Source organism: Rhodococcus sp. JS3073, assembly GCF_026810085.1.
Taxonomy (GTDB): domain Bacteria; phylum Actinomycetota; class Actinomycetes; order Mycobacteriales; family Mycobacteriaceae; genus Rhodococcus_F; species Rhodococcus_F wratislaviensis.
Genome location: NZ_CP113951.1, coordinates 5528417 through 5543316 on the forward strand (window position 1 = coordinate 5528417; position 14900 = coordinate 5543316).

15 protein-coding genes are annotated in these 14900 nt (G+C 66.5%); 8 read left to right on the plus strand and 7 right to left on the minus strand.

Annotated elements, in window-relative coordinates; genetic code table 11:
* Window positions 1-4 precede the first annotated feature (4 nt).
* From OYT95_RS24940 to OYT95_RS24955, 4 genes are read left to right on the plus strand one after another with little or no spacing between them, the layout of a single operon-like run.
* The gene (locus OYT95_RS24940) at window positions 5-1453 is read left to right on the plus strand and encodes an aldehyde dehydrogenase (RefSeq protein ID WP_009475523.1); all 1449 of its coding nucleotides are present in this window, start codon (window positions 5-7) and stop codon (window positions 1451-1453) included.
* Between the two features lie 57 nt (window positions 1454-1510).
* Window positions 1511-2527: a DUF7064 domain-containing protein gene (locus OYT95_RS24945; protein ID WP_268789419.1), complete on the plus strand. Its 1017-nt coding sequence runs from the start codon at window positions 1511-1513 to the stop codon at window positions 2525-2527.
* A gap of 5 nt (window positions 2528-2532) precedes the next feature.
* A complete protein-coding gene (locus tag OYT95_RS24950) occupies window positions 2533-3759 on the plus strand; it encodes a phosphotransferase family protein (protein WP_043779387.1) in 1227 nt (408 codons plus the stop codon).
* 1 nt (window position 3760) lies between these two features.
* Window positions 3761-4282 carry a hypothetical protein gene (locus OYT95_RS24955; protein ID WP_009475520.1) on the plus strand — a complete coding sequence of 174 codons (522 nt, stop codon included), beginning with the start codon at window positions 3761-3763 and terminating at the stop codon, window positions 4280-4282.
* A 105-nt stretch (window positions 4283-4387) separates the two neighbouring features.
* On the opposite strand, the gene OYT95_RS24960 is transcribed toward OYT95_RS24955, so the two are convergent.
* Window positions 4388-4903, minus strand: coding sequence for a thioesterase family protein (locus tag OYT95_RS24960; RefSeq protein ID WP_128641222.1), 516 nt, complete (start codon window positions 4901-4903; stop codon window positions 4388-4390).
* Between the two features lie 45 nt (window positions 4904-4948).
* Here OYT95_RS24960 and OYT95_RS24965 point away from each other — a divergent pair, with 45 nt between their 5' ends.
* Window positions 4949-5500, plus strand: coding sequence for a TetR/AcrR family transcriptional regulator (locus OYT95_RS24965; protein ID WP_037231263.1), 552 nt, complete (start codon window positions 4949-4951; stop codon window positions 5498-5500).
* Between the two features lie 51 nt (window positions 5501-5551).
* On the opposite strand, the gene OYT95_RS24970 is transcribed toward OYT95_RS24965, so the two are convergent.
* The 3 genes from OYT95_RS24970 to OYT95_RS24980 all read right to left on the minus strand — a co-directional run bounded on the left by OYT95_RS24970 (window position 5552) and on the right by OYT95_RS24980 (window position 9228).
* Entirely contained in the window at window positions 5552-6568 is a 1017-nt protein-coding gene (locus OYT95_RS24970) for a DUF7064 domain-containing protein (RefSeq protein WP_268789420.1), read from the minus strand.
* The gene (locus OYT95_RS24975) at window positions 6565-7836 is read right to left on the minus strand and encodes an MFS transporter (protein WP_268789421.1); all 1272 of its coding nucleotides are present in this window, start codon (window positions 7834-7836) and stop codon (window positions 6565-6567) included. Before OYT95_RS24975 ends, OYT95_RS24970 begins: the two co-directional genes overlap by 4 nt.
* 129 nt (window positions 7837-7965) lie before the next feature.
* A complete protein-coding gene (locus OYT95_RS24980) occupies window positions 7966-9228 on the minus strand; it encodes an acyl-CoA dehydrogenase family protein (RefSeq protein WP_268789422.1) in 1263 nt (420 codons plus the stop codon).
* 151 nt (window positions 9229-9379) lie between these two features.
* Here OYT95_RS24980 and OYT95_RS24985 point away from each other — a divergent pair, with 151 nt between their 5' ends.
* Window positions 9380-9832 (plus strand): MaoC family dehydratase, encoded by a 453-nt coding sequence (locus OYT95_RS24985; RefSeq protein ID WP_009475514.1) that lies wholly within the window; start codon window positions 9380-9382, stop codon window positions 9830-9832.
* Window positions 9833-9852: 20 nt separating this feature from the next.
* Window positions 9853-10893, plus strand: a complete 1041-nt coding sequence (locus tag OYT95_RS24990) for an NADPH:quinone oxidoreductase family protein (RefSeq protein ID WP_268789423.1) — start codon at window positions 9853-9855, stop codon at window positions 10891-10893.
* A 12-nt stretch (window positions 10894-10905) separates the two neighbouring features.
* Here the strand turns inward: OYT95_RS24990 and OYT95_RS24995 are convergent, their stop codons facing one another.
* Window positions 10906-11946 (minus strand): phosphotransferase family protein, encoded by a 1041-nt coding sequence (locus OYT95_RS24995; protein WP_268789424.1) that lies wholly within the window; start codon window positions 11944-11946, stop codon window positions 10906-10908.
* A gap of 123 nt (window positions 11947-12069) precedes the next feature.
* On the opposite strand from OYT95_RS24995, the gene OYT95_RS25000 reads away from it, so the two are divergent.
* A complete protein-coding gene (locus tag OYT95_RS25000) occupies window positions 12070-12855 on the plus strand; it encodes an SDR family NAD(P)-dependent oxidoreductase (RefSeq protein WP_268789425.1) in 786 nt (261 codons plus the stop codon).
* Window positions 12856-12871: 16 nt separating this feature from the next.
* Here OYT95_RS25000 and OYT95_RS25005 read toward each other — a convergent pair whose 3' ends face one another.
* Complete coding sequence (locus OYT95_RS25005; protein WP_268789426.1) at window positions 12872-13582, minus strand: SDR family oxidoreductase; 711 nt, start codon at window positions 13580-13582, stop codon at window positions 12872-12874.
* The gene (locus OYT95_RS25010) at window positions 13579-14898 is read right to left on the minus strand and encodes a PucR family transcriptional regulator (RefSeq protein WP_009475508.1); all 1320 of its coding nucleotides are present in this window, start codon (window positions 14896-14898) and stop codon (window positions 13579-13581) included. The genes OYT95_RS25005 and OYT95_RS25010 overlap by 4 nt, the downstream gene beginning before the upstream one ends.
* Window positions 14899-14900: the final 2 nt, after the last annotated feature.

Below are 14900 nucleotides of genomic sequence, written 5' to 3' on the forward strand. Positions count from 1 at the left end.
GCCAGTGAATGACATTCGATACGACAGCTTCTACATGGACGGTGCCTGGGCGGCGCCACAGGGTGACGACCTGATCGCAGTACGGTCACCGCTGTCCGAGCAGCAGATCGGGTCGGTGCCGCGAGGTACGGAAGCGGACATCGACGCCGCCGTCGCCGCAGCTCGGCGGGCCTTCGACGCCCCCGACGGGTGGAGTACCTGGTCGGCGGAGCGGCGCGGCGAGATCGTGGACGCCTTCGCGGCCGAACTCGAGAAGCGCGGCGACGAGACGGCCCGCCGGGTGACGATCCAGAACGGCATGCCGACCACCGTGGCCCGCGGGATCGAGGCCGTCTTCCCGGCGATTCTGCTGCGCTACTACGCGGATCTGATGAGGTCCGGCGTCGCCGAGGAACTACGCCCAGGCATGGCTGGAGGCAGCACCCGCGTCGTCCACGATCCCATCGGCGTCGTCGCGGCCATCGTGCCGTGGAACGTCCCGCAGGGGATCACGTTCCTCAAGCTCGCGCCCGCTCTCGCAGCCGGGTGCACGGTTGTCCTCAAGCCGGCGGAGGAGACGGTGTTCGATGCGTACTCGGTGGCCGAGGCCGCGATCGCCGCAGGTCTCCCGGCGGGTGTGCTCAACATCGTGCCGGCCGGACGTGAAGTCGGTGCCCACCTCGTCGCGCATCCGGGCGTCGACAAGGTGTCGTTCACCGGTTCCACCGCGGCCGGACGATCGATCGCCGAAACCTGCGGGCGGCTCCTGCGTCCGGTCACCCTCGAACTCGGGGGCAAGTCCGCCGCAATCGTGCTGGACGACGCAGACCTGTCTGCGCACGCCGAGGCCTTCTTCTCGGCGACCCTTCTGAACAACGGCCAGATCTGCTGGCTCAACACCCGCATCCTGGCACCCGAGTCGAAGTATGCCGCCGTCGTCGACAGCGTGACCGACATGGTCGCGTCGTTGAAGATCGGGGACCCACTCGATTCGGGCACTCACATCGGTCCACTGGTGTCAGCACGACAACGGGACAGGGTCGAGGGGTACATCGCCAAGGGGCGAGCCGACGGCTTCGAGGTGACCACCGGTGGTGGCCGCCCGAGTGATCTTGACGGTGGCTGGTTCGTCGAACCGACCGTGTTCGTCGGCGTCGACAACTCGGCGACGATCGCTCAGGAGGAGATCTTCGGTCCGGTCCTGACCGTGATCCCGTACCGCGACGAAGGCGACGCCGTCGCAATCGCGAACGACTCCGTGTACGGCCTCGGCGGTTCCGTGTGGACGTCCGATCCGGCTCGCGGTGAGGAGATCGCGCGCCGGGTCCGCACGGGGACGGTCGGGATCAACGCCTACTCGAACGATCCCTGGTCTCCGTTCGGTGGGGTCAAGGCGAGTGGCCTCGGCCGCGAACTCGGTCCCGAGGGCCTCCGCAGCTTCCAGAACGTCAAGTCGATCTACCGGGGTGTGTGAGTACCCCGATAACCGAATGTCCTGACACCGAATACCTTCAACCACGAGGCAGGAAACATGATCAAGCCCGAAGACGCCGACTTCCATCCCAACGACCCGACGCTGAAGAGGTGGGCCGAGACGATCGGATTCTGGTTCGCGATCCCGGAGGAGAGGATCTACGGGAACGTCTATGTCCTGGCGCGGCCGAACGTGGGCGCGACGATCTCGTCGATCAACGTGGTTCAAGGGCACAATTCCGACCCCTTCAGTGTCGACTTCACCGATCCGCACATGCACGTCCCGTGTCCGGACTCGATGATGAAATTTTCCTTGGAGAACGGTCTCTCCGTCGAGGTCGACGCGCCGCCAACCGGGTACCACTTCACATACGAGAGCCTGGCCGGTGTGTGCTCGATGGACATGAGGATCGACGGGTGCATGCCGGCCTGGGACCCCAACGATCCAGCCGAGAATCCGTTGCTGTCGGTGGATCCCGAGCACACCGATCTCGGGCTCGGCGATGCTTGGGCGGGCGGACACCTCGACTTCCTCGGTCGTGTCACCGGAACCCTCGAACTGCGCGGGAAGAAGTACACGATCGATTCGATGGGTGGCACGGACCGTAGCTGGGGAGAGCGAACCGAACTCGGCCAGGCCGCGATCTCATACGTGCACATTCCGTTCGACGAGAACTTCGGAATCCACCTCGTGATGGCGCCGGATCACGACGACGAGGTGAGCTACGGCCCGCTGCGATTCGGATACGTCTACGAGGACGGCAAGGTGTACGGGATCACCAGTGCGGAGATGGAAGGAAGTCAGGTGGACCTGCTTCCGACGTCCAATCGTATCCGCGTCACCGACGAACGGGGTCGTACATACGAGGTGTACGGCTCGGCAGTGGCCAGTGCGCCGTGGTACACCTTCAGTCCGTCCTACGTGACCTTCCAGGCCCTGATGCGCTACGAACTCGACGGCCGCCTCGGTTACGGACTGATGGCCGACACCTGGGGGATCGAGTTCTTGGCCGACCGCACCTCGCGGCACGGCCGGGCAGCGCGACGTCTGGCCGCAGGAACGACGGGCAGGTGAGCACGATGCAAACAGCAGTCGAGACCACGGGTTCGGTAGTGGGAAGCGACCATCCCACGGAAGGAATGATCGAGGCCGGGAGGCGCCGATTCCCCACGGATTCGGCCAGTCAGATCGCACTCGACCTGAAATTCCGTCGACGCGGGGGGCCGATCTGGATGCGGTCGACTCCGGAGGAGTTGAGCACCGCGCTGACCAAGTTCCTGGAGAAGCGGGTGGAGGGCGACTTCGCGGTCACCGACACCCGGTGGCTCACCGGCGGGGCATCGAAGATCCAGATGGCGTTCACGTTGAACTGGTCCGAGCCTGGCAGGGGCCCGGTCGCCGACCGCATGTTGCTCCGGATGGATCCGCCCGAGACGCTGAACGCGACGTTCAAACAGACGGAAGCGGAACTCATCTCGGCGGCACGTGGAGTGCTGCCGGTGCCGGCGGTCCGCTGGACCGACGCGTATGGTGACGAGTTCCCCGAGCCGGCGCTGGTGTGCGACTTCGTCGACGGTGTCACGAAGCCGCAGACCACAAAGACTGGCCAGGTGTCCGGCCTCGGGACGAATTTCGGTCCCGAACTGCGCGCGAAACTCGCACCGCAGTTCGTGCAACACCTCGCCGCTCTGCACTCTCGGGACGTATCCGATGTCACGTCTGACGCTCTGGTCCGTCCCGATTCCGGGACCAACCAGAGTGCGCTGTGGAGGCTGAACTTCGAGCGGCAGATCTGGGAACAGGATCGCGGCGAGGACGTTCCGTTGATGGACGTTGCCGCCGGGTGGCTCGAACGGAACCTTCCGGTGACCGAGCGTGTCAGCCTCGTCCACGGCGACTTCCGCAGTGGCAATTTCCTTTTCGACGAGAAGTCGGCGACTGTCACGGCATGGCTCGATTGGGAACTCGGGCATCTGGGAGACCGGCACGCGGATCTCGCTTACTGCACCCAACCCCTCTACGGCCACTACGCCGAGGATGGAAAGACGTTCCTGGCCAGTGGGATGTTGCCGAGAGAAGATCTCTTCGAGCAGTACGAGAAGGCGTCCGGTCTGACCGTCGACCCCGCCCGCATCGAGTGGTACTCGGTCTTCTGCAGCTATTACGCGATCGTGAAAACCCTGGCGACCTCGTACCGCGTGGCACGGCTCGGCCGCTCGCACCAGGATGTGCTACTCGCCCGGCTTGAGGGCGTGGTCCCCGTCCTCGTGCGTGAACTCGGACAACTCCTCGAGAAGGTGGTCTGACATGGATTACACGACCAATACCGCCATCGCTGCGGTCAAGGCGCTGACCGAAGTGGTCACCCCGGTCGTCGACGCCAGCGGCGACGCCCAGGCGATCGAACAGGTTCGGCTGGTCACCGACTTCGTCCGTTTCGTCGAGGGCCGTGCGCACTGGATCGGGGATCGGCAGCGTGGTCAGCTCCGCGAGCAGGTCGCACTGGGAAACGAAATCCGGACCGATATCGGTTCGCTGCCGTCGTGGTCGTCGTTCGAGCGCGCACTCGGCACCGCCGCACGGGTGTCGGAGGACGCCGGCGCGACGGGGGAGCAGCAGCGCCGGGCGACTGAAGAACTGTCCTCGGCCATCAGCCGGGCGCTTCGGGAGACCGATGAGCTCGACGCCGCGACGCGGCGCCGGATCGAACGGGCCGTCGTCGCGGCGAGTCTCCATCGAGCCGATGTCGACCGGGCATGGCTGTTGCCGCTCGGGTTCGATCCCGAGCCGAGCTCGGTCCGCAGCCTTCAAGCGGTATTCACACCCTAGACTCGTCGCGCTCGTCTTTCGGCTCCCGCACCCGTTCTCGGACCCTAGAACGCGTGCGGGAACCGAGAAGGTGAGCGTCTGTCCAGGACGCGTGGAGGAATCCGCTCAGGCCCGGGCGCGGATGCCCATCGCACCGCAGACGGGTGAGGGCCAGTCGACGTCGGTGCGGGCGAGTTCCCGATCGACCGCTTCGGCGACGTCGTCGGCGAAGGGCACGACCCGGCGGCTGGTGAGGTCGACGTGGGTGGCGGTGACCTCGAGGGTGCTGGCGAGGCGCTCGGTGGTGTCGTCCACGAGGAAGGCCATCGCGTGCACCACCTTGTCGGAGCGTGCGACGATCCGCGCGTGCACCGACACCCGGTCGCCGACGTGGACCTCCGCGTAGTAGCGGATGTGGTGCTCCGCGGTGAAGAACCCCTGGCCGCGGGTTGCGCGGTAGTCGTCGGTGATGCCCATCCGGTCGAACACCTCCGCGATCGCCTGCGCCTCGAGGTCGAAGTAGTGGCGGATGTTCATGTGGCCGTTCTCGTCCTCGTAGGCGGACGGAACGAGCACCGGCCCGCACTCGCGGGGCAGTGCGACCACCTGGAGGTAGGAGGGGATTCCGCCTGGTATCGTCATCGATCCACTATAACGATCGTTCACAACGGGTGCTAGAATGGCGCGGTGGACCGGAACCGGAAGATCCTCGACACTGCCGCAGAGCTGTTCTACGAAAAAGGCTTTCACGGTACGAGTGTCGACGAACTGGGGTCCCGTGCCGGACTGAGCGGTCCCGCCATCTACCGCCATTTCTCCGGCAAGGACGAGATCCTGGCCACCCTGTTCGACGAGGCGATGGACGAGTTGATCGGCGCCACCGAACCCGTCCACGACGACGCGGATCTCGATCTCCAGCGGATGATCCGGCACCACGCCCTGTTCGCAGCCCGGCACCGGCATCTCGTGAATGTCAGCCAGCGTGAAGACCGGTCGCTGGTCGATCCGTGGCGGAAGGCGATCAATCGCCGGCGCAAGCAGTACGTCCAGAGCTGGGAGGCTGCGGTGGCGCGGTCGATCCCCGCCGCGTCACCGGCGGAAGTGTCCGTGGCCACCCAGTCCTGCCTGGGCATGATCTTCTCCATCGCATACTGGCCGGCCAAGGTGACTCGCACGGCCGGGCTGGCCGACCACATGGTGCGGATGGCGAGCGAGGGCCTGGACGCCTTCCGCGAATAGTGCACTGCCCCTGCACTGTCGGCGGGTGCAGGGGCAGTGATACGCATCGGACTACGTCGCGATGCTGGCGCGGTACGCGTAGGACGACGACCGCGACAGCGCGAACTCGAAGATCCCGTACCCGGTCTGCCCGTCCCAGTCGAACGTGCAGCACCGGTCGGTCAGGGCCGAGTCGAGAGTCTTCGGCCCCACCGTCCCGTCCAACGGGTAGACGTCGAACTCCTCGTGGTCGCGGCCGCGGACCTTGCCGTGGTGCCCGCCGTAGCCGCCGCCTGCCATGAAGCCCCCGCCGGCCGAGGCGTCCGCGTCGACGCGGTAGGTGGCTCCGAAGGCTGTCACGATCTCCACCGTGCCGGAAGCGAGGTCGTTGCCCGAGGTGAACACCAGGTCGTGCCGGACGTCGGCGATGTCGTCGAGTCGGCCGTCGTCGTGCATGACGGCGCCCTCCAACAGGATCCGTCCGCCCACGCGGTCCTCGACGAGCAGGAATCCGAACGTGCGGTCCGGGAACTGGGCCTGGTACCAGATGTGCAGGCCCTGGCCCCCGGACATCGTGCGCACGCCGCGGGAGCGGTCCCGCAGGCCGTACCACCCCCCGACGTACGTAGTGGTTCCGTCGAGGGTGAGAGTGCCTTCGTAGCGACCGGGCTGGAAGAGGTGATCGAACGCGGTGACGTTGCCGTCCGTGTTCTTCACGTCCACCGATCCGAGCCAGTACGGCGCCCGTGCGCGCCAGAGCAGATCCAGTTCGAGCCCGGTCTTGTTCTCACGCAGCTGAATTCGCCAGGTTTTGTTGTCCTCCACGGTTTCCCACGTCAACGGTCCGACGGAGGCGCCGTCGGTGTCGGAGTGTTCGGTGGAGAAGCGGAGATTGCGCTGTTCGGACTCCGTGGTCAGGACGACGAAGCCGTCCACGACGTTCCGCGGCGGATAGACGCCGGCGCCGAGGATCACCGACGGTGCAGCGGCTCCGTCCGGGTGGAGATTGAACATGAACCGGTCGAAGAACTTCTCCGGCATGTCCTCGGCGGTGTGCGTCACCAGGGCGTCGTGAAATCCGTCGGTCATACGTGCTCCTTCCGTTCTACGGTCACATTGTCGGCGCCGATTTCGCGATGGTCCAGCGTGAAGCGGTAGGAACCCATCATCAGCAGGCACGCGATGGCGACGCCGACCAGGACGATGATCGGAAGAGCGCCGGCACTGTAGGAGCCGGTGGCGCCGTAGACCTGTCCGAGCAGGAAGATGCCGAACGCCGACCCCTGCGCGTACAGGAAGTAAATGAATCCCAGCACCCGGCCGTACGAGTGCTTGGGGAAGTACCGGCTCACCATGTAGGCGGCGAGGTCGCCTTCGGAACCCAGACCCAGACCGATCAGGGCGGCGCCGGCGAACAGTACGCCCGTCTGCGACGACGTGATCATGAGGAAGACCCCGACCCCACACAGGGCGAAGATGATCGAGCCGATGACGGGGGCATAGAACCGGTCCAGCAGGTAGCCGACCAGCAGTCGTGCTCCGATCGACGCCAGGCTCAGCACCGACAGAATGGAGACGGCGGTGCCCTGGCTGATGCCCTTGTCCGTGGTCATGGGCACGACCTGGGACATCAGGCCGAACGTCGCCGACGACACGAAGAAGATGGCGACCGACAGCAGCCAGAACTGCCGGTACTTCCTCGCGATGGTGAGCAGCGATTCCCCGGCCATCCGGCCCTGTAGACGCGCGGCCACGCGCTCGGCCTCGTGTTCGGCGGGCATGCGGGTGACGAAGGCGTAGACCGCGGCCGGGATGACCGTGCACAGGGCTCCGATGACCAGGAACGCCATCCGCCATCCGCCGATGCCGAGCATCCAGTTGGCCAGATACGGCATGAGTACTCCGCACGAGCCGAGGCCGGCCATGAGGATGCCCAGCGCCATGCCGCGACGGTCCTGGAACCACGCACTCACCACGGTCGAGTGCGCCACCGGGTTCACGGCGCCCGCTCCGGCGCCGATCACGACACAGAGCAGGTAGAAGACGAGTTGATTGTTCGGCAGCGCGGACATCAGCATCAGGCCGATGCCGAACGCCAGTGACATCGGAACCGACGGGATCTTGGGCCCGTACCGGTCGATGAGGAAACCCAGAATGACGATGCTGATGCCCACCAGCACCGTTTCGATGGACAGGCCGTTGCTGATGACGCTTCGTTCCCAGCCGAATTCTGCGGTCATGGGCTTACCCAGAATGTTGAACAACACGTTGACGGCGGTCGTGCCGAACAGCAGTGTCACAAAGCCTGTGACGACGTACCACCAGCGGTTCAGATGCCGCGTGGACGCTGTGCTCATGGGAGCTCCTGTCGATCGATGTCGAGGGTCGGACCGTGTACTTGGGGTGCGGGCGAGCCACCTGAGTGGCGCTCGTCACAGCATGAGAGCATATGGACAGGCCAAATGCAAAGGACAGACCAAACTGCCTCAAGCGGTTCCTACAGTCGCTCCCCGCCGAGACCCGAAGTCGAACATTCTGCTCGCGATGCGACGAAGTTGGAGCTCGTCCGTACCTTCCGTGATGCGGTAGCGGCGGTGGTGGCGGTAGATGTGCTCGAACTGCTTGTGGCGGGTGTATCCGACACCGCCGTGGATCTGGATCGCGCGGTCGGCGGCCCGACACGCGAGCTGGTTGCTGCGCAGATTCACCATCGCGACCTTGTCGGTGACGGCCGTCTTCCCGAGCTCGTCCATCATCGCGGCGGTCTTGTAGATCGTGTTGCGGATCAGTTCCGCGTCGGTCTGTAATTCCACCAGCTGCCATTGGATGCCCTGGTGCTCGTGCAGGGGCTTGCCGAAGACGACCCGTTCCTGCGCGTACCGCACGCTCTCGTCTATGCAGTACTGCGCGGCGCCGAGCGAAGACGCTGCCTGCCGGATGCGGTTCTCGTGAACGAACAGTTGGGCGCAGTCGAGTCCGCGGCCGACCTCGCCGACCACGGCTCCCGCGGGCACCCGCACGTCGTCGAGATGGACCTCCGAATGGTCGCTGGGCATGTTGAACGTCCAGTGGTTGAACGGCACCGAGAAGCCGGGGGCGTCCGTCGGCACGAGGAACGCGGTGATCCCGTCGGCCTTGCCCGCCTGCCCCGACGTGCGTGCGAACACGAGGTCGACCTCGGAACAGTCGACCAGGCTGTTGAAGCGCTTCGCCCCGGTGATCACCCAGTCGTCGCCGTCGCGCCGGGCCGTCGTCTCCAGATACGTCGCGTCGCTGCCGTGCCCCGGCTCGGTGAGTCCGAACGCGATCTCGATGTCGCCGCGGATCAGCGGTTCGAGGTACTGCTCCCGCTGTTCCGCGGTGCCGTATTCGTGGAGTACGAGGGCGAGCGGCAGGTTCGCGACCACCGACGCCTCGTCGGAATGGGGGAAGTGCAGGCCCGAACCCCGGGTGAGAAGGTGTTCGCGGACGACGGCCATCGCGAGGTTGCTGCCGTCGTTCCCGCCGAGCGCCCGCGGCAGTGGAAACCGGAAGAAGCCGGCGGCATCGGATCGACGCCGTGCCTCGAGCAGCAACTCGCGCCATTCCTGCTTCGGAAACCCGTCCCGCTCCCAGTCCGTGCGCGCGTACTCGCGGCGGTGATCGAAGAACTGCGGGTGCTTGGCCTCGAGCGGCACGATCTCACGGTCGATGAACGCGTCGAGGTCGGTGACGAACTGCTGCACGTCGTCGGGAATGGTCCAGTCCATGGGGCGTCCTCCGATTCGGGATCCGATGTCTCGGACGCTAGGGAGCGACGGGATCCGCGGCCAGGAGGTCGTCGCGCCGCACTGTTGATTTCTCCAGTGCGGGTGAGGACGACTCCATTGATCGTGGGGAATTCCGTGGTTGCATGCGGGAATGCTGAAGCTGAACGGTATCGACGAGTTGACAGCGAGGGTCGGCACCGACCTCGGCACGACGGACTGGCACGACGTGACCCAGGACCGCATCACGGCGTTCGCGCACGACACCGAGGACTTCGAGCGAATCCACCTCGATCCCGAGCGGGGCCGGGAGGCCGGATTCGGCGGCACGATCGCCCACGGGATGTTCACCCTGTCGCTCGGGCCGAAGTTCCTCTACGAGATCTTCGAGATGAACGGGCACTCGCTTGGCCTCAACTACGGCTTCGATTCGGTGCGGTTCCTGAATCCTGTCCGGGTCGGCTCCCGGATCCGCATGACGGCGCGACTGCAGGATGCGCGGCCGATCGACGGCGGATACAGGTTCACGATCCGTCAGACCTTCCAAATCGAGGGCTCCGACAAGCCCGCCTGCGTCGCGGACGCGGTCGTGGCCTACTTCCACTGAACACGAGGAGAGTGACGTCCATGCGCGCAGTCGTCGTCGAGGACTTAACCGGCCCCGAGGCCGCCACCTTGGCAGAAGTGCCGGAACCTGTCGGCGCCCACCCACGCGCGGACGGACAGCGGCTGCTCGTCGACGTGCACGCCGCCGGTCTGTCGTTCATCGACCCGTTGCAGACCTGGGGCAAGTACCAGAACGGCGTGCCGACACCATACGTATGTGGCAGCGAATTCGCCGGTGTCGTGGTCGAGGCACCGGCCGGGACCGATTTCCGGCCGGGCGACAGGGTCGGGGGAATCGTCTGGCACGGTGCGCTCGCCGACCGCGCGCTGGCTCTGCCCGACTACACGGTGAAGCTCCCGGCGGCGATGTCATTCGTCGAAGGCGCTGCCCTGTACATGAATTACTCGACGGCCTGGTACGCACTTCATCGAGCGCAGATTCAGCCAGGGGAGTACGTCCTCGTCCACGGCGCAGCGGGCGGGGTGGGCACCGCCGCACTCGACCTCGCCGAGACCTTCGGCGCGAAGGCGATCGCTGTGGTCTCGAATGCCGAGAAGGCCGCGGTGGCCCGGCGATGCGGTGCACACGCGGTGGTCCGGTCGGACGGACCCTGGCTCGACGACGTCCGCGATCTGACGGACGGGCGCGGCGTCCACGTCGTGATCGACCCGGTGGGCGGTGACCGGTTCACCGACTCGCTCCGCTCGTTGCGGCAGGGCGGGCGGCTCGTCGTCGTCGGATTCACGGGAGGTTCGATCCCGACCGTGAAGGTCAACCGGCTCCTCCACCGCAACCTCACCGTCACGGGAATCACCATGGACAACATGGAAACCGAATATCCAGGGACGCTGCGGATGGTCCGGGACGCCGTCGAGGGACTCGCCGCCGAGGGCGCGATCCGGCCGTTCGTCGGGGCGACGTTCCCGCTCGAGCAGGCGGCGACCGCCCTGCGCGCGCTTGACGACCGCGCCGCGACGGGGAAGGTTGTCGTCGAGGTGGTACCTCGCAATGTCACGGCGGTGGTACCTCGCAATGTCACGGAGGTGGTGTCGTCGGCCTGATGCCGTCGGTCCTCAGGGCGCCACCGGTGCTCCGAGGACGGTGAGGCCGCGCTCGATCACCGCGGCGAGGCTGTCGGCGGCGACGACCAGGGCCGGGTCTGGATCGGTGCGTTTCCGGTTGCGCTTGACGAAGACCGAGAGGGTCGACGCCGTCTTGTAGTGGCAGTAGGCGAGGAACCAGTCCAGGTCGGGAACCGGAACGTCACGCTCGGCGCGGTAGGCGCCCAACAGTTCGTCGCGGGAGGGCATTCCGGTGCCGGCCTCGATATCGGTCGTGGGACGGGACCGCCGGAACCGGTGCACCGGGTCGGTGTGCATCAGCAACCACGCCAGGTCGGTGCGGGGATCGCCGACCGACCAGATCTCCCAGTCGATGATCGCGGCGAGGTCTTCGCCAGAAAACAGCATGTTCGCGAGTCGGTAGTCGCCGTGTAGCAGGGTGGGAGCGACCGGTGTCGGGATCCGTTCCGCGAGGGCGGCATGGAGTTCGGCGTGCCGGGGTGCGATGTCGTCGCCGACGGTGTCCAGCAGGCGCTGCCAGCGCTCCAGTTCCTCCGGCACCGTGACGACCGGTTCGTCGCCGATTCCGAGTGCGACGGGATCCAGGTTCTGCATGCGGCCGAGCATCCGGGCGGCCGCACGGGCGCGGACGGTGACGGTGCCCGGGGCGGGCGGGTCGTCGGCGACGTCGAGCAGTGGCTCGTAGGATTGTCCGTCGACGAGGGTCATCGCGAAGAGCGGTGGGCGTTCGGCCGTTCCGTCCTCCTCGAAGAGAATCGACGGCACGCGGACGCCGGGTGCGCCGTCGAGGAGACGGATGATGCGTGCCTGGCGGAGCACGTCCCGGTTGCGGACCGGTTCCAGCCCGGGCGGTGCTATCTTGAGGACTATCTCGCTGTCGGGCAGGCCCGGTCGCGTCAGCGTGGCCCGGTACGTCAGGCTCGACACCCCACCCGGCAGCGCCGAGGGTGCGGACACCACGGCTCCCGGCCACCGGCGACCGGACGCGTCGGTGGCCCGTGTGGTCAGGATGTTCACGTCGAATTCCGTCACGAGTCCACGATCAGGCCGGTATGCCGACACCGCAAACACGGAAGCGATTGCCGCTGAAGAAACCCACAGTGGCGTTCCATTCGATGCTTCGGCTGCCGCCCGACTGCGTGATAGAGGTTGCCTATGTCGAATACCGCCGATGACCGAAACATGCTGGAGCGATTCTCCTTGCGCGGGAAGGTGGCGATCGTGACGGGAGCATCCTCCGGACTCGGCGTGGCCTACGCATTCGCGCTGGCGCAGGCGGGCGCGGACGTCGTCCTCGGCGCCCGGCGCGGCGACAAACTGGCCGCGACCGCGGAGCAGGTGCGGCAATACAACCCCCGCGCGGTGGCAGTGGAGACCGACGTGACACAGATGGATCAATGCGAACGCCTCGTCGATGCCGCCGTCAAGGCGTTCGGGAAGGTGGACGTCCTCGTCAACAATGCGGGCACCGGCGGCGAGTACCACCACGTGACGCAGGATCCGCCCGACCACTTCCGGTCCGTCGTCGATGTCAACCTGCACGGCTCCTACTGGATGATCCAGGCGTGCGTGCGGGTGATGAGGGCGGGCAGTTCGATCGTGAACGTCTCCAGCGTCATGGCTCTCACGACCGCGAAGATGCCCGCCGCCGCATACAGCGCGAGCAAGGCGGCCGTCCTCGGCCTGACCCGCGACCTCGCCGCGCAAGTCGGGCCGAGTGGAATACGCGTCAATGCCATTCTGCCGGGGGTCTTTCCGTCGGAGGCGACCGCACACTACAGCGAGAACTACAAACGTAAGATCATCGATGCCAAGATTCCCCTCGGACGCATCGGCGATCCCGAAGACATCGCCGCGGTCGTGGTGTTCCTGGCGGGCGACGCGTCCGCGTACCTGACCGGGGTAAGTCTCCCCGTCGACGGGGGCGTGCTGGTGAACTGAGTGCGCGCGGGCGCCGTCAGCGCTGTGCCACCGAGGACGTGACCGTGCGGGTGTTCAGTCCGTCGCCGGCGTCGACGGTGAGGAACTGGCCGGTGACACTGCGAGCCGTAGGGGAGGCGAAGAACGCGACGGCGTCCGCGATGTCGGCCGGGTCGACGAAGCCGTTGGGCATCGATGCGAGCCACGCTTCCTGGATGTCCTGCGGCATGGACAGGATGCCGGAACTGGCGGTCATTCCGGGTAGGACCGCGTTGGCGGTGATGCCCAGGGCGACATTCTCGGCCGCAACGGTCTTGACCAGACCGAGCAGGCCGGCCTTCGTGGTGCTGTAGGAGACCTGGGCCGGCATGCCCTGCGTGCCTGCGGTACTGGAGATGACGACGACGCGCCCGTACCGCCGTTCCCGCATTCCCGACAGGCACTGCTGGAGCACTCGAAAGGTCCCGGTGAGATTGACGTCGAGATCCTTCCGCCACTTGTCGATCGACAAGCTGTGCGCGGCACCGAACATCGTCGTCAGCCCCGCGTTCGCGACGTAGACGTCGATGTCGTCGAGTGCCGGCAGTTCGTCGGCGGACATGTCGGCCTGATACGTGCAGCCAGGTGAACGGTCGAGAGTGACGACCTCCATCCCGTCGGCCTCGAGGCGGGCGACGATGGCCTTGCCGATCCCGCCCTCGTGTGCGGCACCGGTCACCAGGGCCTTGCGGCGGCGCGGGTCGGTCATGCGGTTCTCCGTTCGTCGGTGAGCGACGCGGTGTCGTCCTTCGCATCGGCGCAACGACTTTCGGCGTGGAGTGCCGGATAGTCGCGTAGCCGAAGGACGAGTAGTGCGGTGTGGATGCTCAGTTGATGGGTCGCGTCGCCGGTGACGTCGAGACCGGTAAGGGTGTGCACCCGCGACAACCGGAGACGGACCGTGTTCTCGTGCACGCCCAGCCTGGTGGCGGTGCGGCGCATGCCGCGATTCTCCTCGAACCAGACGGCCAGTGTGCGAATCAGTTCGGCCGACGCGACATCGTCGTCGAGGAGGGGGCCGAGCATGTCGTCGATGAAGTGCCGAATCGCCGACACCTCGCCGTTCGCCAGGAACAGCCGGGCGGGTCCCAGATCGTCGACGGCGAGAACGCGGTGTCCGGTTCCGTCGGTGAAACGGTCGATGCAGCGCACGACCTCCCGGGCCTCCCGATATGCGCGGACGAACGAATCGGGTTCGTACACGGACGACACCCCGGCAATCAACCCGCCCGTCGGGCTCAGTTCGGTGACCGCGGCCTCGAGGGTCGCGGTGATGCGCCTGACGACGGTCGGCGATGCGGCATGCGCGGGCGCCTCGATGAGCAGGAGGATTCCCTCCGACCCGCGCGTCGACAGCACCTCCAGGCCGAGCGCCCGCTCGGTGTACTCGGCGAGGGTGCGGTCCAGATCGTCGGGCGCTCCCTCGGGTTCGCGGACATACACCAGGGCGCGGTGGGCGTGGACGTTCACACCGAGGTATTCGGCACCGGCCGCGAGATCGGCCCAGGCGCCGGAGCCGCGAACGAGTTGGCGGGCGAGATTCGACCGGGCGTTCCAGGCGACCCGCGTGATGCGACGCTGAGTGAGGAACTGCGCCCCGATGCGACGGGCGCAGCGGAGGGTCACGTACTCGTCCGTGGGAACGAACGGCGTAGGTTGTTCGTCGACGACGAGCCATCCGAGGTGTTCACCGCGTTCGACGATCGCGCTGAGGATCTTGCGCCGCGACAACCCGGTGCCCAGTTCGGCAGCGATGAGGACGGGGTCCGCGCCGGTCGGGGTCGGCTGCCCGCCCACGATGTCGCCGAGTGGTGGGAACGCGGTCTGCCTGGCCGCCTCGGGTCGGGTGGACGCAACGATGTGGCCCTTGCGATCGAACAGGGTCACCGCCTTTCCGGTGGCCTCGGAGCAGACCCGGACGATAGCGGACAGGCAGTCGACCGCGACGGCGGCGTCGTCGAGAAGTTCGTCGAACATGCTGAGCGGCAGATGCTTACGGCCGCTGTGCTCGTCGGAGGTGGGCATCG